This window comes from Streptococcus sp. 11273D007BT (genome assembly GCF_053547195.1).
The window spans coordinates 784069-803427 of record NZ_JBPWPE010000001.1 but is presented as its reverse complement, the minus strand read 5'-3'; the positions used below and the strand labels follow the sequence as shown (position 1 = coordinate 803427).

At 37.6% G+C, this 19359-nt stretch carries 19 protein-coding genes; 1 reads left to right on the top strand and 18 read right to left on the bottom strand.

The features are described 5' to 3' along the window. Positions 1–13: 13 nt before the first annotated feature. The 6 genes from ACEE75_RS04155 to ACEE75_RS04130 all read right to left on the bottom strand — a co-directional run bounded on the left by ACEE75_RS04155 (position 14) and on the right by ACEE75_RS04130 (position 6044). Entirely contained in the window at positions 14–1228 is a 1215-nt protein-coding gene (locus ACEE75_RS04155) for an ABC transporter ATP-binding protein (protein ID WP_447574468.1), read from the bottom strand. Further along, positions 1228–2031 (bottom strand): ABC transporter permease, encoded by an 804-nt coding sequence (locus ACEE75_RS04150; protein ID WP_447574467.1) that lies wholly within the window; start codon positions 2029–2031, stop codon positions 1228–1230. The genes ACEE75_RS04155 and ACEE75_RS04150 overlap by 1 nt, the downstream gene beginning before the upstream one ends. Further along, entirely contained in the window at positions 2032–2964 is a 933-nt protein-coding gene (locus tag ACEE75_RS04145) for a glycosyltransferase family 2 protein (RefSeq protein WP_447574466.1), read from the bottom strand. Continuing rightward, positions 2954–4108 (bottom strand): beta 1-4 rhamnosyltransferase Cps2T, encoded by a 1155-nt coding sequence (gene cps2T / locus ACEE75_RS04140; protein ID WP_447574465.1) that lies wholly within the window; start codon positions 4106–4108, stop codon positions 2954–2956. The genes ACEE75_RS04145 and cps2T overlap by 11 nt, the downstream gene beginning before the upstream one ends. A 104-nt stretch (positions 4109–4212) precedes the next feature. Further along, entirely contained in the window at positions 4213–5064 is an 852-nt protein-coding gene (gene rfbD / locus ACEE75_RS04135; RefSeq protein ID WP_447574464.1) for a dTDP-4-dehydrorhamnose reductase, read from the bottom strand. Positions 5065–5117: 53 nt separating this feature from the next. Further along, the gene (locus ACEE75_RS04130; protein ID WP_447574478.1) at positions 5118–6044 is read right to left on the bottom strand and encodes a glycosyltransferase family 2 protein; all 927 of its coding nucleotides are present in this window, start codon (positions 6042–6044) and stop codon (positions 5118–5120) included. A gap of 86 nt (positions 6045–6130) precedes the next feature. Here ACEE75_RS04130 and ACEE75_RS04125 point away from each other — a divergent pair, with 86 nt between their 5' ends. Then, complete coding sequence (locus ACEE75_RS04125; RefSeq protein WP_447574463.1) at positions 6131–7828, top strand: hypothetical protein; 1698 nt, start codon at positions 6131–6133, stop codon at positions 7826–7828. Positions 7829–7896: 68 nt separating this feature from the next. Here ACEE75_RS04125 and ACEE75_RS04120 read toward each other — a convergent pair whose 3' ends face one another. The 12 genes from ACEE75_RS04120 to hflX form a co-directional block, all read right to left on the bottom strand. After that, a complete protein-coding gene (locus tag ACEE75_RS04120) occupies positions 7897–9000 on the bottom strand; it encodes an NAD(P)/FAD-dependent oxidoreductase (protein WP_447574462.1) in 1104 nt (367 codons plus the stop codon). A 10-nt stretch (positions 9001–9010) separates the two neighbouring features. Next, complete coding sequence (locus tag ACEE75_RS04115) at positions 9011–9799, bottom strand: Nif3-like dinuclear metal center hexameric protein (RefSeq protein WP_447574461.1); 789 nt, start codon at positions 9797–9799, stop codon at positions 9011–9013. Next, positions 9789–10490: a tRNA (adenine(22)-N(1))-methyltransferase gene (locus ACEE75_RS04110; protein WP_447574460.1), complete on the bottom strand. Its 702-nt coding sequence runs from the start codon at positions 10488–10490 to the stop codon at positions 9789–9791. Before ACEE75_RS04110 ends, ACEE75_RS04115 begins: the two co-directional genes overlap by 11 nt. Next, the gene (nth, locus tag ACEE75_RS04105) at positions 10477–11124 is read right to left on the bottom strand and encodes an endonuclease III (RefSeq protein ID WP_354367002.1); all 648 of its coding nucleotides are present in this window, start codon (positions 11122–11124) and stop codon (positions 10477–10479) included. Before nth ends, ACEE75_RS04110 begins: the two co-directional genes overlap by 14 nt. Further along, a complete protein-coding gene (locus tag ACEE75_RS04100; RefSeq protein WP_354367000.1) occupies positions 11125–11820 on the bottom strand; it encodes a DnaD domain-containing protein in 696 nt (231 codons plus the stop codon). A 9-nt stretch (positions 11821–11829) separates the two neighbouring features. Further along, a complete protein-coding gene (gene metA, locus ACEE75_RS04095; protein WP_447574459.1) occupies positions 11830–12774 on the bottom strand; it encodes a homoserine O-acetyltransferase MetA in 945 nt (314 codons plus the stop codon). 105 nt (positions 12775–12879) lie between these two features. Beyond that, positions 12880–13392 (bottom strand): adenine phosphoribosyltransferase, encoded by a 513-nt coding sequence (locus ACEE75_RS04090; protein WP_427893857.1) that lies wholly within the window; start codon positions 13390–13392, stop codon positions 12880–12882. 134 nt (positions 13393–13526) lie between these two features. Beyond that, positions 13527–15728 carry a single-stranded-DNA-specific exonuclease RecJ gene (gene recJ / locus ACEE75_RS04085; RefSeq protein ID WP_447574458.1) on the bottom strand — a complete coding sequence of 734 codons (2202 nt, stop codon included), beginning with the start codon at positions 15726–15728 and terminating at the stop codon, positions 13527–13529. Continuing rightward, positions 15725–16480: an SDR family NAD(P)-dependent oxidoreductase gene (locus ACEE75_RS04080; RefSeq protein WP_427893861.1), complete on the bottom strand. Its 756-nt coding sequence runs from the start codon at positions 16478–16480 to the stop codon at positions 15725–15727. Before ACEE75_RS04080 ends, recJ begins: the two co-directional genes overlap by 4 nt. Then, positions 16477–17406, bottom strand: a complete 930-nt coding sequence (gene rnz / locus ACEE75_RS04075) for a ribonuclease Z (RefSeq protein ID WP_447574457.1) — start codon at positions 17404–17406, stop codon at positions 16477–16479. Before rnz ends, ACEE75_RS04080 begins: the two co-directional genes overlap by 4 nt. Before the next feature lie 11 nt (positions 17407–17417). Continuing rightward, positions 17418–18050: a cystathionine beta-lyase gene (locus ACEE75_RS04070; protein ID WP_447574456.1), complete on the bottom strand. Its 633-nt coding sequence runs from the start codon at positions 18048–18050 to the stop codon at positions 17418–17420. Next, positions 18037–19284, bottom strand: a complete 1248-nt coding sequence (gene hflX, locus ACEE75_RS04065) for a GTPase HflX (RefSeq protein WP_447574477.1) — start codon at positions 19282–19284, stop codon at positions 18037–18039. The genes ACEE75_RS04070 and hflX overlap by 14 nt, the downstream gene beginning before the upstream one ends. Between the last annotated feature and the right edge of the window lie 75 nt (positions 19285–19359).

The following is a 19359-nucleotide window of genomic DNA, read 5'->3' as shown; positions in this document are numbered from 1 at the left end:
CTTGTTTTAAGTTCTAACTAAAATCCCATTTCCCGTTTCTTTGAACAAGACCACTAGCTGAATCTAGTGCAGAGACATCCTCAGGTGAAATATCATCACGATTCATTAAAATAACAGGGGTATGACTGGCGCTTGAAAAAGCTAACATTTGACGATCCATATCACGTACCGTTACTTCTAGTTTTAATTTGATGTCATTGAGATGTTGTAAGTCACATTCATAGGTGACAACTTTTCGTCCTTTACCATGTGTCGGATAATCCATAGAATTATCATTGTAAATCCAAATATTTCTATCGATATCCGTTAAAGATAGTGCTACAAAAGTATCGATTTCTTCCAAAACATCATAAGTAATTTCAAATTTGATTTTATCTTTTGGTGTCATACGGTTAGGTGATAATAATTTCACTTCTAGTTGATTGACTTGGATCACTTGTTCTTCAACCTGATTGACTTCCTCGACTGTATCCTCAACAACATGCTCGGTATTATCAAAGCTATATTGGTTGGCAACATCAAATGGCTCACCATAGGCTTTTACCAAACCATCCTCAATCAAAACCGCTCTATTGCAATATTTTTTAACAGCTCCCATATCATGAGTGACTAAGATAGTTGTTTTACCACTGGTTTTACGCTCTAAAAAATAATCATTACATTTTCGCTGAAAAGCCTCATCACCAACCGCAAGTACCTCATCTAAAATTAAGATATCACCTTGTGCTTTAATCGCAACTGAAAACGCTAGACGCACCTGCATTCCACTCGAATAATTTTTTAGCTTCTGGTTCATGAACTCTCCAAGCTCAGCGAACTCAACGATATCATCATACATATCATCAATTTCTTTTGTTGTAAAGCCAAGCATGGCGCCATTCATATAGACATTCTCACGACCTGTCAATTCAGGGTTAAATCCCACTCCCAATTCGATAAAAGATACTAATTTCCCATCTACAGTAACAGTCCCTTTTTCAGGCACGTAAATCTGAGAAATAATTTTTAAAAGGGTTGACTTTCCTGAACCATTTCGTCCAACAATCCCAAAAAAATCACCTTTATTCACTTCAAAATTGATATCTTTTAGCACGTGGTACTCTTTATAGCCTTTTATACCTCTAAAACGATTAACCAAGGCTGTTCGTAAGCTATAGGTACTTTCAGTCGGTAATTTAAAGTACTTACTAACATGATCGACCTTTACTGCAATATTATTTTTCATCATTAAATAATCTCCGCAAATCTCTTAGATTGGTCACTAAAAACTTTGTATCCGATAGCAAAAATCACAAATGGTAAAAGATAGGGAATCGCAATGTACCACACATGATGTGACATTTGCCAAATTGTCACATTGGCCTTATCAATCAAAATATAACGTAAATCTTGAATGATTTGTGCTAAAGGATTTAACATCATCACCTTAGCTGCCATTAAATTTTGATTTGATACAAAAGTGATCGGGTAGATAATAGGTGTTGCATACATCCCTGCTTGCATGATAACCTCCCAAACAGGTGCTAAATCACGGTAACGCACAAATAAGGTCGATAGTAACAAGGCAATTCCTAAGGCCAAAACGAATAATTCAATAAACAATAATGGTGCAAAAATAGCAGTCCAAGAAAGACTCACACCATTTAAAATAGCAAATAGAAGAACAACTAATAGGTTAATCCCCAAATTAATCAAGGCTCCCGATACAGCTGATAAAACAATGATGTGTTTTGAAAAACTTAACTTACGTAAGAGGTCCCCTCGTGTTACAATAGAAACCATTCCCATAGAGGTTGCTTCTGAAAAAAAGGACCAGATAACATTAGCCAACAAGAGCGCTACTGGAAAATGAGGAACATCTCCACCTAACCGAAGAAAATGAATAAAGACGACGTACATAATTGCAAACATCATCAAAGGCTTCAATATTGACCATAGATAACCAATAGCGCTACCTTGATAACGTAATTTAAAATCTGTTTTAATCAATTCTTTTAAAAGAATTCTATTTTTTTGACTAAAAAAGTTCATTTAATTACTCCTATATCCAAATTTAGTCACAATCAATGTGGTAAAAACAAGCGTATGAAACCAACGATTCTTAGCTAATCGATATTTTTTTAAATGCTTCATACGAGTTAGCGTATTTTCTTTCATAATACCAATAAACGCCTCTACCATTTCACGATCTTTCTTTGATAAATCTAAAGATAACAATTGTTGAGCTTGTTTTTGACTAGAAGAAATTAACCACCAATATTTATCCACCAATTGATGCGGTTTTAGCCAAGTTCTAATCCGTTTAGCCCAAGTTCTAGCTCCTAAAACATTATTTTCATGTTGTCGATAAAGCTCAGTTGGGGAATCTAAATAAAGTAACTTCCCTAAGGCAGATGCTAGCAACGCTAAATACCAATCATGCATTAAAATCCCTTCATAGACTTGCCATTGTTGCGCCAAGGCATGATTAATCAGGCTTGTTCCACCTGTCACTGTATTTTCAGTCAACTCTTGTCGCAACTCTGTATTGGCGTGATGGGACTGACTTTTAATCATACTATCATGGATTATATTAAGTTTTTGATCCACAACTCGTAAATCCGTATAGATCATTAGTGGTAGATCTTTTATTTCATTCTGAGCAGCCTCTAAACACAATTGTAATTTATTGGGGAGCCAAATGTCATCTTGATCGCTAAAAAAGTAAAAATCCGCCACTTCATGCTTTACCAAGGTATAAAAACTCTTAATCACTCCCATATTTTCCATACTGTTTGGATTGATGAGACGAATCCGTTGATCACTCTCTTCAAATCTTTGGATAATGGCTCTTGTTTGATCTGTTGAGCCATCATCTCTTATTAAAAGTTCCCAATCTTGAAAGGTTTGATTCTGAATACTTGCAATCTGTTCTTCTAAGTATTTCTCACCATTGTAGGTGGCCATTAAGATATTAACTTTCATTTAAAAATAAATCCTCATACTCTCCCACAATTTTTTCCCAAGTATAGTCTTGACTCATATGAGCCTTTGCCTCTTCTGACAAGCGGCGGCGCTTATTATCATCAACTTCTGTATCAATTAAAGTAGTCAAACTAGCGATTTCTTTAGACCAATACAAAGCGGTATTTTCAGCAACCTTTCGGTTAAAATTGACATCTAACACCAGATTAAGCTCCGTATGGGCTAAAGCTTCTAATAAGCCTGGATTGGTGCCTCCAACTTCATGACCATGAATATAAGCAAAAGCCTGTTCTCTGATGTAGGTCAATAATGCTTTATCATAAATAGTTCCAACAAATTTGATGCGGTTATCACTTTCAAAACCTGTTAAAGATTTTAGTTGCTCAAAATAGGCATTTCCTTGATGATTACAGATAACCATTAAATCTTTCTGAGTCTTTGAAGCCATAAAAGCTTCAATCGCTAAAGCGTAATTATTTTCTGGTACAAATCGACCAACAATTAGAAAATACTCTTTTTCCTTACTAGCCCACTGATCAAAAAAGGTACGAACTTTCTCCGACTGGCTAGTCAGAGGTGATGGGGTCATATCTGTACCATAAGCAATAAAACGTGTCTTAACCCATGGATAAGATTGTTTAAGATAATCATCAATTCCCATGTTATCCGAAATCATCAGATCAGCATGCTTTGTCATCACTTTTTCTGAATATTTTAGATAAATTTGGATAGGTTTGATCCACTTAGAACGCTTCCACTCCAAACCATCAGGATTAACAAATAATCGTCCCCCAACTGCTTTAATCCTCTTAGCCAAAGGAGCAATAAAAGCCCCTACCGTATTTCCTAAAATATAAACAATCGGATTTTTCAGGTGATTTTTTTTGATTAAGCTAATAGCATATGAAATCGCCATCATGTCATAGGCAATGACGCGTGCAGGGCCTAGCTTTGGGGGATTGATGGTAAAGCAATCTGCCCCCTTATAATCAAAATGATGATGGTGGGAGGAGTCACTTAAGCAAGCCACATGATAACGAATCGCCTTATTTTGTTGATGACGAATCAGTTCTTCTACAAAAGTTTCAAAGCCACCATATTGAGCTGGTAACCCTCGACTTCCAATGATAAAAACATCTTGCATGATCTCGCTCCTTTAAAACTGCACTTATATTCTATTATAGCATAATTATAGAGTCTTTGCTTAAAATCAAAAAGGTTGAAGTCTGACCTTCAACCTTAATCATTTTATTTTTTTTCTTGTTGATAAAATTCCTTGAGTGCATCTTGCCAAGTCGGAATAACAAATCCCGTTTCCTTAGCTTTTTTAAGACTCATTGTTGAATTTAGTGGGCGTTTTGCTTTAGCTGGGAATTGGCTAGAGTCAACTGGAACGACCTCTACATCTGTATCTTTTAGAATTTCCTTTGCAAAATCATACCAAGTGGTATCTTCTGTTGCATCGTTTGACAAGTGATAATAACCAAATTCTTTTTGATTTTCTGCCAAGTAGGTCATAAATTCAGCCAAAGTACGTGTCCAAGTTGGGCGACCATGCTGATCATTAACAACTGTTAAACGCGAATGCTTTTCTGCCAAAGCTTGCATGGTAAAAACAAAGTTTTTTCCGTAATTACCAAATACCCAAGCTGTACGAATGGTATAAAATTTAGGAGCATATGTTTCCACAGCAATCTCCCCCAGACGTTTGGTACGACCATACTCTGTTTGTGGATCTGGAGTATCATCAACTTCCCACTCTTGTCCTACTGGTTTTTCGCCATCAAAAACATAATCTGTTGAAATATAAACAAGAGTTGCATCATATTTGGCACAAGCCTTGGCAACATTTTCAGAACCCGTAACATTGATAGCGTAATTTAGCTCTTTGCCTTCATCTTCTGCAGCATCTACCGCTGTATAAGCAGCACAGTGGTAAACCAAAGTCGGCTTGACTTGCGCAAAGACCTCATCAACTTTTTCTGCATCTGTGATATCCATTTCAGCGACATCGACTGCAACATACTCTTCATTTCGTTCATCAAGTAAATGACGTAGTTCTGTCCCAAGCTGGCCATTAGCACCTGTTACTAAAATCATAATCTTCTCCTCACAATAAGTTAGTTCTATTTTACACTAAAAATAGATTTATTTCATCCTTTTTCTTTAATAATATAGACGGGTCTTTTTTTCACTTCTAAGAAAATTTTTGCAATATATTTTCCAATAATACCTAATGATAACAACTGCAAGCCTCCAATAAATAGAATAATAGAAACAAGGCTAGCCCATCCTGTTACGCTACCACCTATGGTTAGTTTACGAATGACCACAAACAAAATTCCCAAAATAGATAGGAAAAAGAAGCCTAGCCCTGACCACATAGCAAAGTTAAGTGGTGCTTCTGAGAAATTGATAAATCCATCAATAGAATAACGCAAAAGACTCCAAAAATTCCATGAGGTCTCTCCTGCAACCCGTTCTCGATTTTTATAACTAATATAGGTGACATCGTATCCTACCCAAGCAAAGAGTCCCTTAGAAAAACGATTGACTTCACCCAATTCTAAAATGCTATCAACTACCTGCCGAGTCATCAATCGAAAATCACGCGCACCATCAACCATCTCAGTATCAGACACCGCGTTAATCAATCGATAAAATGCCTTAGCAAAAAAGGAGCGGATAGGAGGCTCTCCTGTTCGATCTCCACGACGAGTCCCAACGACATCATAACCTTCTTTAATTTTGGCATACATCTCAACCAATAATTCTGGAGGATCTTGCAAATCAACATCCATAACGGTAACATAGTCGCCATCTGCTGCTTCTAAACCTGCTAAAAGGCCTGCTTCTTTCCCAAAATTACGAGAGAATGACAAATAATGCACATTAACATTTTCTTCGCTAACTTGACGTAAGACAGGCAAGGTGTTATCGGTTGATCCATCATTTACAAAAATATAGTCAAATATTAGCTGATCTCTTAAAATTTCCTCTACCTTTTGCGTTTCAACTAAAAATGAACGGATTGTAGATTCTTCATTATAACAAGGTACTACTATACTTAATTTTTCCATCTCTCTTTTATCTCTCTTCCATCTTTCAATAGCTACTCCATTGTACCATTCTTGTAAATCTTTTTCAAAAATCATATAATAAGGCTATGACAAAAAAATATCAAACGAGGCTAGGTGTTAGTCTCATCATTGTTTTATTTAGTATTTTACTTTGTTTACCTCAAATCATCACCCAAAAAGCCATCTTAGGATCGGATGTGCTTTTCCACTATAATCGTTTCTACGAGACAGCTATGCAGATAAAAACTGGACAGTGGCACTACTTCATCTCTCTATTTAGTTTTGAACAGTCAGGGCGTATCATCAATGCTCTTTATGGTCCAATTTTTGCTTACTTTCAAGGTCTCTTGGTCTTGATTTCAAAAAATTGGCTAACCTATCAAATTCTTTCTCGGATTTTAATTGGGAGTATCGCAGGACATTCATTATACCTCCTGTTAAGAAAGATAGGAATTCGCTTGCAGTATGCCCTTCCCGTTTCACTATTTTATCTCACTACCTTTTCAATCCAATACTGGACTATACGTCAAGGATTTAGTAGTTGGGGGGCAGCTTTTTATCCCTTATGTTTAATACCTGCTTTTGACTTTATCCAAACAGGAAAGATTAAAAGACGGCAATTAGGCATGAGTGTGGCCCTGATGTTCCAAGTCCATGTCCTAACGTCCACTTTCTTGGTCCTATCCTATCTCCCTTTTTATTTCTACGGCTTCGTCAAATCAAACGAGAAATTAAAGATTCTAAAAGATGGGATCATGGCAATTGCCATGTTTACCCTCTTAACCATAAATATCTGGTTGCCTCTGCTACAACTCTCTAGTCAAAACGAGTTGAAACAACCATTTGTCAATCAGCGACTCGCAGAATATACTATCAGTCAATTAAGCTCTAAACTCTTATTTGACCCTCTGCCATTGATAGCCCTTTTAGGCATTACTCTTTTAGCTGGAGCAGTTTATTTTAGAAAATCTTCCCCAGAACTTAAGATGACCTATCTTAATCTTCTGATCTTTTTATTTTTAGCTAGCAGTCTATTTCCTTGGGAGAGTCTTGTAACTGCTAAGATTACTATTGTTGAAATTATCCAATTTCCATTTCGATTCTTTATCCCAGCCACTATTTTTCTATTGATTTGCCTAGCAATGTTAGTTGAAAAAAGCCAACTATCAAAATCATTTTATTCTGTCATTTTGATGATTGCATTATTAATGGGAGTCGGACAAGTCATTTACACCACGCAAGAAAATTTTGCTAAACAATTTGATACCAATCAACCTATTCAACGACGAAAACATATGACCTATGAAGGAGATGCTGACGCTATTAGGCAAGCTATTTTCGACCCTGATAAGAATAAATTCTTAAATCTGGTCCACAAATCTACACCTGACTATCTCCCTATTTACAGAAAGTCATCTAGCAATAAATATGATTTATACGAAGAGCTGGTTATTTTACCAAGGAAAAACTTTAAAACTTCTGTTCAAAATAGTCAACTCATTCTAGAGTGGACATCGGATACAGATACAAAAATCAATCTCCCTATTATTTTATACCACCATTCTACTCTAACAGTAAACGGTCAGGTCATCACTAGCAAAGATAGGCAATTAACAACCATCGGCACCCCTTATATTAACCAGAAAAAAGGGAAAAATGTCGCTATTTTAGCCTACAAAATTCCAATGAGTTTTATGATTGGTTTAGGAATAACGTTACTGACTTGGTTAGGATGCATCATTAGCTTTTTTAAGAGGAAATTAAACAAAAATAAACCAATTTAATAACAAAAATGAGTTTGGATTTTCCCAAACTCATTTTTTATCTTTAGCATCTTATCGAAACATTCTTTCTAATCTCGTTTTGATAGATGCTTACTAATATCGTACTCAAATGGGTCCAGATCTGTTTTTTGATCTGTTGCCAGCTGAACCATTTGTTTTGCAATCAAAGGACCAATGGTTAGTCCTGAAGATCCCAGACCACTTGCTGCATAGACTCCTTGTAAACCAGGAACCTCTCCAAAGAAAGGTGAGAAGTCTCTAGTATAGGCTCTAATCCCAACACGTGATGTGCGTGAAATGGCTTCGTCTAATTTTGGAAAATAAGGTTTAGCACGTTCTTCTTGTCGGTCTAATATCTCCTCATCAACACTTAAATCATACCCCATATCATTCTCGTGGCTTGCTCCCACAGACAGTTTACCATGTTTAAAGGGAATAATATCAATCTCACCATGAGGCATCACTACTGGATATCGACCTGTTTCTAAGTTTTCAAATAGGTAATCATTAATCTGTCCTTTTTGTGGACGTACCCAAACATCATACCCATGATCTTCTAATAAGCTTGGCAACCAAGCTCCAACTGCTAAAATAATACGATCAAAAATGCGCCCCTGAATATCATATTGTCCTGATTCTAAGACTGTAAAAGAAACCTTCTCACCTTCAACAACTTCCACACCACTTGCTTTCAGAAGAGTCTTAGTTAATTTACTCCCCTCTACACGCGCTGCTCCAGAAGCATATAACACTTTCTCAAAACCATCTAAATCAGGGAATCGCTCCAGTGTCTCTTCACGACTTAAAATTTTTAAATCACCGATTAAAGGGGACTCTTCTTTTCTCGCTTTAGCAATAGCATAAAGTTCATCTAGCCAATCCAAGCGTGATTTAATCATAATGACACCAGATTGATCATAAAAATCAACCTCTTGTCCATCTGCTTGTAAATCTTGAACTAATTGAGGATAAAAATCTGCACCGAGACGTGCCATTTTGTACCAAGCTTTATTACGACGACGTGAAAACCAAGGACTAATAATCCCTGCTGCTGCCTTAGTAGCCTGCCCAACACCGTGATCAAAAACGGTGACTTGACACTCTTCTTTTGAAAGGTAATAGGCTGCTGTAGAGCCTACAATTCCTGCTCCAATAACTGCTATACGTTTCATTTTTCTCTCCTTACAAATGATAAAAAGGATTAGTTAGGGCTTGACTTTCTAAAATTGTCAAATTCCAACACTCCTCTTCTTTCCAGAGTTTAAATTTTTCTGCCAATTTTGACACAAAAAGTACCTCAATATGATGGCCAGGATCAATAGCTAAGAGACCATTTGTCAACATTTCTTGCCCTGTGTGATAGTAAATATCTCCTGTAATATAGACGTCAGCTCCCTTGGATAGAGCATCTTTATAAAACCCTTGACCACTGCCACCACAGATGGCTACTCGTTTAATCATAGGATTAGAAGACCGATAGCTAACTAAGCGAACAGCATCCAGCTGAAAGACTTCTTTCACTTTTTTCGCCAAATCTTCAAAAGTCATGGGCGCCACCTCGCCAATCCGACCAATCCCGTAACCATCCTTAGTAGGACTTAAAACTTCTGTTTGTTTAATCTCTAATAGATCACAGAACCAATCATTTAACCCATCTGGTACAATATCGATATTGGTATGGCTAACATAAACCGTAATGTCATGCTTCACCAAATTTAACAAGATATCTGTTTGAGGCGTTGCACTTAAGTCTTTCAAAGGACGAAAGATAGGAGCATGTTTAACAATGAGGAGATCAACATTTTTCTCAATAGCCTCTTGAACTGTTGTTTCACGTACATCAAGCGCCAGCATGAGAATCTTGACCTCTTTATCCAATCTACCAATTTGAATACCAGAAATGTCACCTTCCATTGATAATTCTTTTGGGCAAAAACTTTCATATTTTGCAATAATCTCACTAGCTAACATCGAGAACTCCTTGTATCATTTCTATTTTTTGAAGAAGGACTGATCGGTCTTGTTGACGATTTTCAGGGATACATTTCAAAGCGTCGTTTAACTTATCTAATTCTCCTCTCCATTTCTCTACAAAGACCTCTGATCCTTCTTTTCTTAAATATGGTCCAAAACGAAAGTCTTTCTCAGACAAAGTCATATGACCTTTTTCAACAACTAAAACTTCGTAATATTTACCATTTTCACACAATAGGGTTTCTGTGATAATCTTCAATTGATTAGCTTGTAGCCATCTTCTGAGATCATCTTCTCGATTATTAGGCTGGAGAATCAAGCGATCAATATTCTCAAGCTTTTCTTTTCCTGCTTCAAGAATATCAGCAATTAAACGTCCTCCCATACCAGCAATGGTAATCGCTGTTACCTTATCTTTCTTTTCAAATGCTGCTAAACCATTGGCAAGTCGAACTTGAATCCGATCAGCCAAACCCGATTCTGCAACATTGGAAAGTGCTGAGGTGTAAGGTCCCTTTACAACCTCACCCGCAATTGCTTCTGTGATCTGCCCTAGGTTAATTAAATGAATAGGAAGGTAAGCATGGTCACTTCCAACATCTAATAACTTGGCTCCTCTTGGAACAAAACTGGCAACCATTTCTAAACGTTTTGAAAGGGGTTTGATTTCTAAATTATTTTTTTCCATAGGTATCCTTATAATATTTGCAGTAAGTTTGTACTGGGCAAGCCTCACATTTTGGATTTTTGGCCAAACAATGATAACGCCCAAAGAAAATCAGACGATGATGTGTCACAATCCAATCTTTTTTAGGAATTTTTTTCATCAAATCAGCTTCAATTTCTTCAACAGAAGCATCTGGTTTTGAAATATTGAGACGCTTTGAAATTCTTGACACATGCGTATCGACTGCGATAGCTGGAATCTTATAAATCTCTGCCAAAACGACATTTGCGGTCTTTCTTCCAACACCAGGCAAACTTTCTAACTCCTTATGCGTTTTAGGGACCTGCCCATCAAACTGCTCTAAAATGATTTGAGCTGTTTTTTTTATATTTTTAGCCTTATTTTTGTAAAGCCCAATATTTCTAATCGTATCTTCTACTTCCGATAAGTCTGCATAAGCCAAATCAGCGATGGCTGGAAACTTGGTCCATAATTTAGGGGTGACCTTATTCACAGACTTATCCGTTGCTTGTGCAGACAAAATCACTGCGACCAGCAATTGAAAAGGGGTTTGATACTCTAACTCTCCTTTTGCATCTGGAAACATTTCCGCAATAATAGCTAGTACCTTTTTTAAACGTTCACGACCCAACATCTAATTACTCCATAAGTCCATAGCATTTAAGAAATCATCGGATACCTGAACATTTCTAGGATTGGCTTTATCCCGTTCTAGGCGGCGCTCCTCAACTTGACGAAGTGTTAAAATACCCTCTTGGCGCCAATTTCTTAAAATAGCATTGATATATTTAAAATTCAACTTACCATTAAAAACAGCCTCTCTTAAAGCCTCACGGACCAAATCAGCGGACATTTCTTCATCAATCACTGTTTTTCGCAAATCTTCTAACTCAAAGCTACTCAGCATACGACCAAACTCACTGGCAAAATCGTCTGCTAAAGCCTTGAACTCCTCTAAAGATTGTGATTTAGATGATAACAGTTTTTGACTTCCTCCTGATGAAGAATCCAAAAAGAACTGATCCAGACGTTCTAAAGCTGGACTAGCATCAAAGATAATCTCAATTTCTCCATCCAATTCAATGGTCTTTGTATTTAGTAACCCTTGAGCTGTCAAACGAGAAATACTCGCATTAACATCTGATACTTGTTTTCCCAATGCTTCTGCAATCTTACTCGGCAAGATATCATGATGTTGTGTGGTATTTTGTAAATAAAAAAATTGCCAAACTAAAAAATCATCTGCTTGGGGAAAAATTTCCTTAAAATGAAAAAGTAGGGCAGCTGGTAAAACCAAATTGCCCGACTGATATGCTTGTAAAAACTTCATAATTCCTCATTATAGGTAGCCATAAAAGGAAGATTCCTCTTCTAGCTCCTCTAAGCGATAAGGGGTTTCTTGATAGACCGCATAATTAATCCAATTACTAAAGAAAGTCGCTGCAGCAAGATTCCAACGCATCTTAGGCTCTTTTGTCACGTCATCATTTGGGTAGTAGTTTTTGGGCAAATCTGGAGAAATACCAGCTTGAAGATCACGCTCATACTCTTTTCCAAGCGTAGCACAATCATACTCCAAATGTCCAAAACTATAAATCTCTCGTAAATCACGACTTGCCAAAATCGAAAGCCCTGCTTCTTGACCTTGAGCCACAATCTTTAAATTTGTCCGATGTAAAATATCTTCTGGTTGAATAGTGGTGTAGCGCGAATGTGGCGCTAAAAAGCTATCATCAAAACCACGCATCAATAAACTAGTCTTATCCGTCACCTCTTGTTCATAAATTCCTGACAATTTATGAGTAAGGGGTTGTTTATCAACGCCATAGCGATAATAAATCCCAGCCTGCGCTCCCCAACAAAGATGAAGGGTAGAAAAAACATGCTTTTTAGACCAAGCAAAAACGCTTATCAACTCATCCCAATAATCCACCTCCTCAAAAGGAAGGGTTTCAACAGGAGCACCTGTGATAATCAAACCATCATAATACCTGTCCTTGATTTGATCAAAGGTTTTATAAAAAGTCTTCATATGATCAGCGTGAGTAGTCTTTGATTTATGACTTGCCATATAAAGAAACGTCACATTAATCTGAAGTGGAGTATTCGCTAAAAGCCTCAAAAGTTGCGTTTCGGTAGCCTCCTTTTGTGGCATTAAGTTTAGAATCAATACCTCCATCGGCCTAATGTCTTGATGGGCAGCACGAGTATCATCCATTACGAAGATATTTTCTGAACGTAAAATATCAACTGCGGGTAGTTTTTTATCAAGTTTAATCGGCATGAAAACATCTCCACTTCCATAATATCTATCTTAATATTATAGAACATGGAGATATAGTTTTCCAATATGTATTTTTTGTAGTCAGATATAGTTATAAGCTATAACTTAATAGTGCATCAAAACTTTATAGTCGTAATCTCCGATGGCTTCACGACCTTTCAGCTCATCTAACTCAATTAAAAAGGCGCAACCTGCTACAATACCACCAAGTTTTTCAATCATCTCGATAGTAGCCTTTACCGTACCACCAGTTGCTAAAAGATCATCAACAATAAGAACGCGTTGACCAGGTTTAATAGCATCTGCATGCATCGTCAAAGTATCTACACCATACTCTTTTTCATAGTCTGCAGAAATCACTTCACGTGGTAATTTCCCTGGTTTACGAACTGGAGCAAAACCTATTCCTAGCTCAAAAGCGACTGGACAACCCACAATAAAGCCACGCGCTTCTGGTCCAACAATCATATCAATCTCTTTATCTGTTGCATACTGAACAATTTCGCGGACAGCGTAGCTATAAGCATTTCCGTCGGCCATCAAAGGTGAAATATCACGAAATTCAATACCTTCTTGGGGATAGTCTTTAATTGTAGCGATATAATTTTTTAAATCCATAATACTGATACAAGGTAGCCTAGTTGAAATACTAAATACCTGTTCATTTCCTTTCTTGTTTTCGATAAGTAATCGAATAAAATCATTACTCTTTATTATAGCATATTTTTGAAAAAAAGCTTACGCTTCTGGGTCTATTTTGTCAGGTAATCGTAAATTTCTTTGGGAGTTCCCAAGGCCATCAGCTCTTGAAACTTCACTAATCGTTTTAGGTCTTGGTAAATCTGGCTCTCTGAGATCTCTCGTTTTTGCGCTGCTTTGTTCACCGTCATCACCCCATCTGTGATAACAACAAAGTCTAATTCTTCAAAAATTTGAATCATCTTCACCAGTAAAATATCAGGTATATTTAAATAATGAGCCAACTCTTTCAGTTTATAGCGAACATCAAACTCAGGATATTGATAAATGGTTTTATAAAGGCTAGCAAACTGCTCCCTTGTGCCAAATCCTGTTAAGTAATAATTGTTTTTGATTTGATTTTTAAAATAAACCGCCTCAAATTCTCTCTCTTTAAATAACCGTCGTAGGTCCTCGTCACTATCTGGAATATCTAAAACCACAACACTAGAGCTAGTTGTCTCTTGGGTTAAGATAGGGACACCATCTGGAAGAGGGGCTGATTTTTTTCTGATATCAAACAACTGGATTCCGTCAACTCTGACATCAACCAACATAAGTTGTAAATTTCGCTCACCGTTCCAATGGTTAACAGATAAAGTGACAGCTAATTCCAAATCTTGTGCTTGAGCAAATTCATCCTTGAGGTGACCTTGTGAAAAGGCAATGACATCACATTCCACTCCATCTTGCTTAATTCTAAACTTAAGGTGACTATTGTCTTTTCCCATCGAACGTGTCTGTAAGACCGTAAAATCCCTTACCAGAAAGACTGGCTTTTTATGGTCCATTCCAAAGGGAGCCAGCTGCTCAAGACTGGCCACCGTATCAAGACTAACTTCTCCCAAGTTTAGAGAAGCATCAATACTTAAACTATTTTTACTTGCCTGATCTAGACCATTTTGGTAAATATAATCTGATAAGACCGTTTTAAGCTGAGGAAGATGCTCTACCGGAAGTGTCATTCCTGCTGCACCAGCATGCCCACCAAAAGCATCAAATAGCTCTTCTTTATGGTCTTTTAAAGCATCAAAAATATTGATACTAGAAACACTACGAGCAGATCCTTTTGCTGTTTCTCCTTCACAATTTAAAACGACAATAGGCTGACTTAAACTTTCAAGTAAACGTCCCGCCACAATCCCTAAAACGCCAGGATGCCAACCTTCTTTAGCCAACACTTGAACAGGTGAAGTGGGATCTACCATGCTCAAGGCTTCTTCATAGATAGATTGCACCAAATCCTTACGCTCTTCATTTTTTTCTTGAATCAGCAGAGCAATGGATTGAGCTTCTTCATCATCAAAACCTGTTAAAAGCTCTATAGCAGGATTAGGATCGTCTAGCCGTCCCAATGCATTTAAAAGTGGCGCAATTTTAAACCCTACTGTATCTTCGTCAATATTATCGGTATCAATATCTGATACACGCATCAACTCTTGAAGACCTATCCGCTCTGTATGGGCTAATATTTTCAGACCATAGCGTACAAGGATACGGTTTTCATCTGTTAAGCTAACCATATCAGCAATGGTCCCAATAGCCACCAAATCTAAAGATTCCATGGGCGGTGCTTCTAGAAGTGCTGTAGCAACTTTAAAAGCCACTCCACATCCTGCTAGATGTTTAAAGGGATAATCAACAGCCTGATGTTCTGGGTGTACAATCGCAAAAGCCTCTGGTAAAACCTCTGGCATACTGTGATGGTCAGTCACAATGACATCAACTCCAACTGATTGAGCATAAGCAATCGCCTCTTGCCCTGCTACCCCATTGTCCACTGTGATAATCAGTGAAATTCCCTGCTGCTCAATAAAATATTGATAGATACTTTGATTTGGACCATACCCATCCGTAAAACGATTAGGAAGATAGACCTCAACATCAGCTCCCAAACTCTCTAAGGCCTCTTTCATGATTGAACTTGCTGTCATCCCATCTGCATCATAATCACCATAAACTAAAATTCTTTCAGCATTTTCGATTGCTAAACGGATACGAGAAACAGTCTTTTCCATATCATGTAATAGATAAGGATCATAAAGCTCAGACAAATCTGCATGTAAAAACTGCTCCAACTCTTCTTTTGTCTCTATCCCTCGTTCAAACAAAAGTTGAGCAGCTAAAGGGCTAAGGCCCTCTTTTTGAGATAGGTTTAAAAAGGCATCACTAGGTGCCTTCTCTTCTATTTTCCAGTCGTATTTTGCTGAAATCATTTATAATTAAAAACCTTTCTGGCTAAAAAATCAGATAGACGAGGAAATAAGGTATAAACCTTATGTGTCACCTGTAAGACATAGGGAAGATTGATCTCTCGCTTATTTTTTCCAAATGCTTTTACCGTCTTACTCGCTACTACCTCTGGCGTCAGTACAAAACGTTCAACAGATTTTAGGTATTCACCTGATGGATCAGCTTGATCAAAAAATGCCGTTTTAATGGGACCTGGATTGACCGTTGTAACATAGACGTGATCATCAGCAAGTTCTAGACGTAAGGCATTGGAAAATCCAATAACCGCAAACTTACTAGCCGAATATACTGATGACTTATTTGAAGCTATTAAACCAGCCATACTGGCAATATTGATGATCTGCCCTGATTTTTCCTGCTTCATCCGCTCACCAACAAGGCGTGAGAAGGTCATTGTCGCAAAGGTATTCACCTCAAACATGGCTTTAATATCTTGATCTGAAAAATCATCAAAAGCTTTAAACTCACCAAAGCCAGCATTATTGACCCAAATATCAATTTTCCCATATTGCTGATAAAGCTCCGAAACCAAGTTCTCCATAGCAGTCGTATCTGATAAGTCAATACGATGACAAGTCACATTAGGCATATGACCATACTTTTCAATTAAACGTTCTTTACTGCGTCCTAACAAAATCAAGCCATCATCAGGTAATTTTTTAATGATAGCTTCTGCCAGGCCACCGCTTGCACCAGTTATAACGATAGTTCTCATAATTTGATCTCTTCCAAGTCTTTCACAACGTGTGAATTTTCAAAAATCTTTTGCGCATCCTTAGCTAATTGTGTAATATCACGTCCTAAAAATCGTGCACTCACATGATTGAGGAGTAATTGTTTAGCCGATGCCGCCTTAGCCACTTGTGCTGCTTGGATGTTGGTAGAGTGACCATGGCGTGCCGCCATCTTCTCATCGCCTTTACCATAAGTGGACTCGTGCACTAAGACATCAGCTCCTAAACCAAGACGCACACTAGCATCCGTCTTTCTTGTGTCCCCTAAAATAGTCACCACTTTTCCCTTTTTAGGTTCAGATATATAATCTTTTGCCACAATTTTTGTACCATCCTCCAAAATCACGTCCTCTCCATTTTTGACTTTACCAAAAAGAGGACCAAATGGGACTCCTGCAGCTTTTAAGGCTTCTGCATCCAAGGTTCCTTCTAAATCCTTTTGCATCACACGATAGCCTACACAAAAAATAGAATGATCTAACGCTTCTGCATACACGACAAACTTATCAGTTTCCATGATTTTACCTAAGGAATTTTTATCAAATTCATAAAAATTGATATGATAAGGCAACCGTGTTCCTGTGACACGCAAACTCGTCATCACAAAAGACTTTATCCCAACAGGACCGTATAAATCTAGATCCGTCTGCTCTTCGTTTGCTTGGAAAGAGCGACTAGATAAAAAACCTGGTAATCCTAAAATATGGTCTCCGTGAAGATGGGTGATAAAGATCTTTTGAACCTTTCTAGGTTTAATGGTGGTTTGTAAAATTTGATGTTGCGTCCCTTCACCACAATCAAACAACCAAATTTCGTTGATTTCATCTAATAATTTAAGGGCTAGACTAGAAACATTTCGTTGTTTCGACGGCTGTCCTGCACCTGTACCTAAAAATTGAATATCCATGATCACACTCTCTACTCTTTAATATAAATAATACTCTGGCGTTGATGAAATTGATAATACCGTTGCCCTTTAAACTGCTCTGATAGACTAATGGCTTCTTCCTGATTGAAACTCGTAATTTGAAGAATGCCACCTTTTAGACGCTTGACGTGACTAAGAAGAGCAGTGGTCGGCGTTAGATCTTCTACAACCTCTTGGTCAAAAACGATAGGGCTCATTTTCAGCTGATGATCTTCTTGATAGACAAGATAATGCGGAAAGATTTGAGCAACTTCTAGACAAAGACTGGCTGTATGAGCTTCTTTTTGTTCTGAAAAAATAATGGCGATTTCTTGATCGTTTTGATAAGCAAAACCAAAAGCTTTACCTGAAAGATTAAGGCGTACAAAAGGTTTTCGCTCTAAAAATGACGGTTTAGCGTCAAAAAACTGAAGGGCTTTGGACAATTCAAAATAATAATCTGTAGCCGCTTTAGGTCCTTGCTTTTGATAAAGCTCAGCAAAATACGCATTGATGACACTAGGAGGCGGTGTTATCATATCAAGTTTTTCTTGAGGGCTAAGTGACGCTAACTTACCTTCCAAATAAACCTTATCTAAGCTTGTAAAACCACCATAGGTTATCGCTAAATTAATGTAGTCCATTATAAAATCCCTCTAATCTCCATTTATTATCTTCTGAAATATAGCCCGAAATAACCTCTACTTGATCTTGAAAATCATAATCCTCTAGTAGTGCCAAGCGATTTAACTCATAAACTTGATAAAGTTGGCTGGCATCAACCTTAATCGAAAAGGGGACAAAAAGAGTTTTTACCGTTTCTAAAATCACTCTTCTCAAATCTTCTCTAGCTGTCTTTGACTTAGCCGATAGACTAACATGTGGAAAAAGAGTTGGCGTAAATTCTTTTGCTAAGTCCATCTTGTTGTAAACAGTTAGCCTTGGAATATCCCCCATCTCCAAATCCTCTAAAATCTTTAAAACAGTTTCCTCATGCTCCTCATGATTAGGATCACTAGCATCTATAACATGTAATAAAAGATCGACATGGCGACTTTCTTCCAAAGTTGACTTAAAAGCCGCCACTAGCTCTGTTGGCAAATCTTGAATAAATCCTACTGTGTCTGTTAAAGTCGCTTCAAACTTATCTTTTAAATAGAGTTGCTTCGTTGTGGCATCCAGTGTTGCAAAGAGCTCATCGGCTTCATATTGACTCTTTTCTGTCAATACATTCATTATCGTTGATTTTCCAGCATTGGTATAACCAATCAAACCAATCTTGAAGGCTGTTGATGACACACGCTTTTCACGGATGGTCTGTCGATTTTGAGCCACTTGCTTGAGTTGACGCTCAATATCTGTGATTTGGTGACGGATAGACCTACGATTTAACTCTAACTGGCTCTCTCCTGGGCCACGACTTCCGATGCCTCCAGCTTGACGACTAAGCATAACACCTTGTCCAGCTAGTCGTGGCAACATATACTTGAGTTGAGCAAGATGAACCTGTAATTTCCCCTCGTGGCTTCTAGCACGCATGGCAAAAATATCCAAAATCAGCTGCATACGATCAATAACTTTAATCCCAAATACTTCTTCTAAATTAGCATTTTGACGTGGGGTTAAACGATTATTGACAATCACCGTGTCAATCTCATCAGCTTCTATGATGGGCTTAATTTCATCGATTTTTCCAGAACCAATAAAAGATTTACTATCATAGCGGTCACGGTTTTGGGTGTAGGTAGCAACAACAGCTGCACCCGCTGTTTCTGCCAAACTTTTTAACTCCTCCATAGACATGGCAAAGTTCTGACTATCTTGCAAGGCAACTCCAATGAGAAGTACCCTTTCTTGTTTTTGAGCTGTTTCAATCATGATGTGATCCGCCATTTCTTCTTGATGATTTCTGCATTTTAACCTTATTATTGTATCATAAATAGACCAAAAAAG

Bases quoted from the DNA above. Each gene is read 5' to 3' on its own strand.
- ACEE75_RS04090 (WP_427893857.1), bottom strand. From the start codon at position 13,392: ATGGATTTAAAAAATTATATCGCTACAATTAAAGACTATCCCCAAGAA.
- recJ (WP_447574458.1), bottom strand. From the start codon at position 15,728: ATGATTTCAGCAAAATACGACTGGAAAATAGAAGAGAAGGCACCTAGT.
- ACEE75_RS04080 (WP_427893861.1), bottom strand. From the start codon at position 16,480: ATGAGAACTATCGTTATAACTGGTGCAAGCGGTGGCCTGGCAGAAGCT.
- metA (WP_447574459.1), bottom strand. From the start codon at position 12,774: ATGCCGATTAAACTTGATAAAAAACTACCCGCAGTTGATATTTTACGT.
- ACEE75_RS04110 (WP_447574460.1), bottom strand. From the start codon at position 10,490: ATGGAAAAAAATAATTTAGAAATCAAACCCCTTTCAAAACGTTTAGAA.
- rfbD (WP_447574464.1), bottom strand. From the start codon at position 5,064: ATGATTTTAGTAACAGGTGCTAATGGCCAGCTTGGGACAGAACTACGT.
- ACEE75_RS04125 (WP_447574463.1), top strand. From the start codon at position 6,131: ATGACAAAAAAATATCAAACGAGGCTAGGTGTTAGTCTCATCATTGTT.
- ACEE75_RS04120 (WP_447574462.1), bottom strand. From the start codon at position 9,000: ATGAAACGTATAGCAGTTATTGGAGCAGGAATTGTAGGCTCTACAGCA.
- hflX (WP_447574477.1), bottom strand. From the start codon at position 19,284: ATGATTGAAACAGCTCAAAAACAAGAAAGGGTACTTCTCATTGGAGTT.
- nth (WP_354367002.1), bottom strand. From the start codon at position 11,124: ATGTTGGGTCGTGAACGTTTAAAAAAGGTACTAGCTATTATTGCGGAA.
- ACEE75_RS04115 (WP_447574461.1), bottom strand. From the start codon at position 9,799: ATGTTAGCTAGTGAGATTATTGCAAAATATGAAAGTTTTTGCCCAAAA.
- ACEE75_RS04145 (WP_447574466.1), bottom strand. From the start codon at position 2,964: ATGAAAGTTAATATCTTAATGGCCACCTACAATGGTGAGAAATACTTA.
- ACEE75_RS04130 (WP_447574478.1), bottom strand. From the start codon at position 6,044: ATGGAAAAATTAAGTATAGTAGTACCTTGTTATAATGAAGAATCTACA.
- ACEE75_RS04150 (WP_447574467.1), bottom strand. From the start codon at position 2,031: ATGAACTTTTTTAGTCAAAAAAATAGAATTCTTTTAAAAGAATTGATT.
- rnz (WP_447574457.1), bottom strand. From the start codon at position 17,406: ATGGATATTCAATTTTTAGGTACAGGTGCAGGACAGCCGTCGAAACAA.
- ACEE75_RS04070 (WP_447574456.1), bottom strand. From the start codon at position 18,050: ATGGACTACATTAATTTAGCGATAACCTATGGTGGTTTTACAAGCTTA.
- ACEE75_RS04100 (WP_354367000.1), bottom strand. From the start codon at position 11,820: ATGAAGTTTTTACAAGCATATCAGTCGGGCAATTTGGTTTTACCAGCT.
- cps2T (WP_447574465.1), bottom strand. From the start codon at position 4,108: ATGCAAGATGTTTTTATCATTGGAAGTCGAGGGTTACCAGCTCAATAT.
- ACEE75_RS04155 (WP_447574468.1), bottom strand. From the start codon at position 1,228: ATGATGAAAAATAATATTGCAGTAAAGGTCGATCATGTTAGTAAGTAC.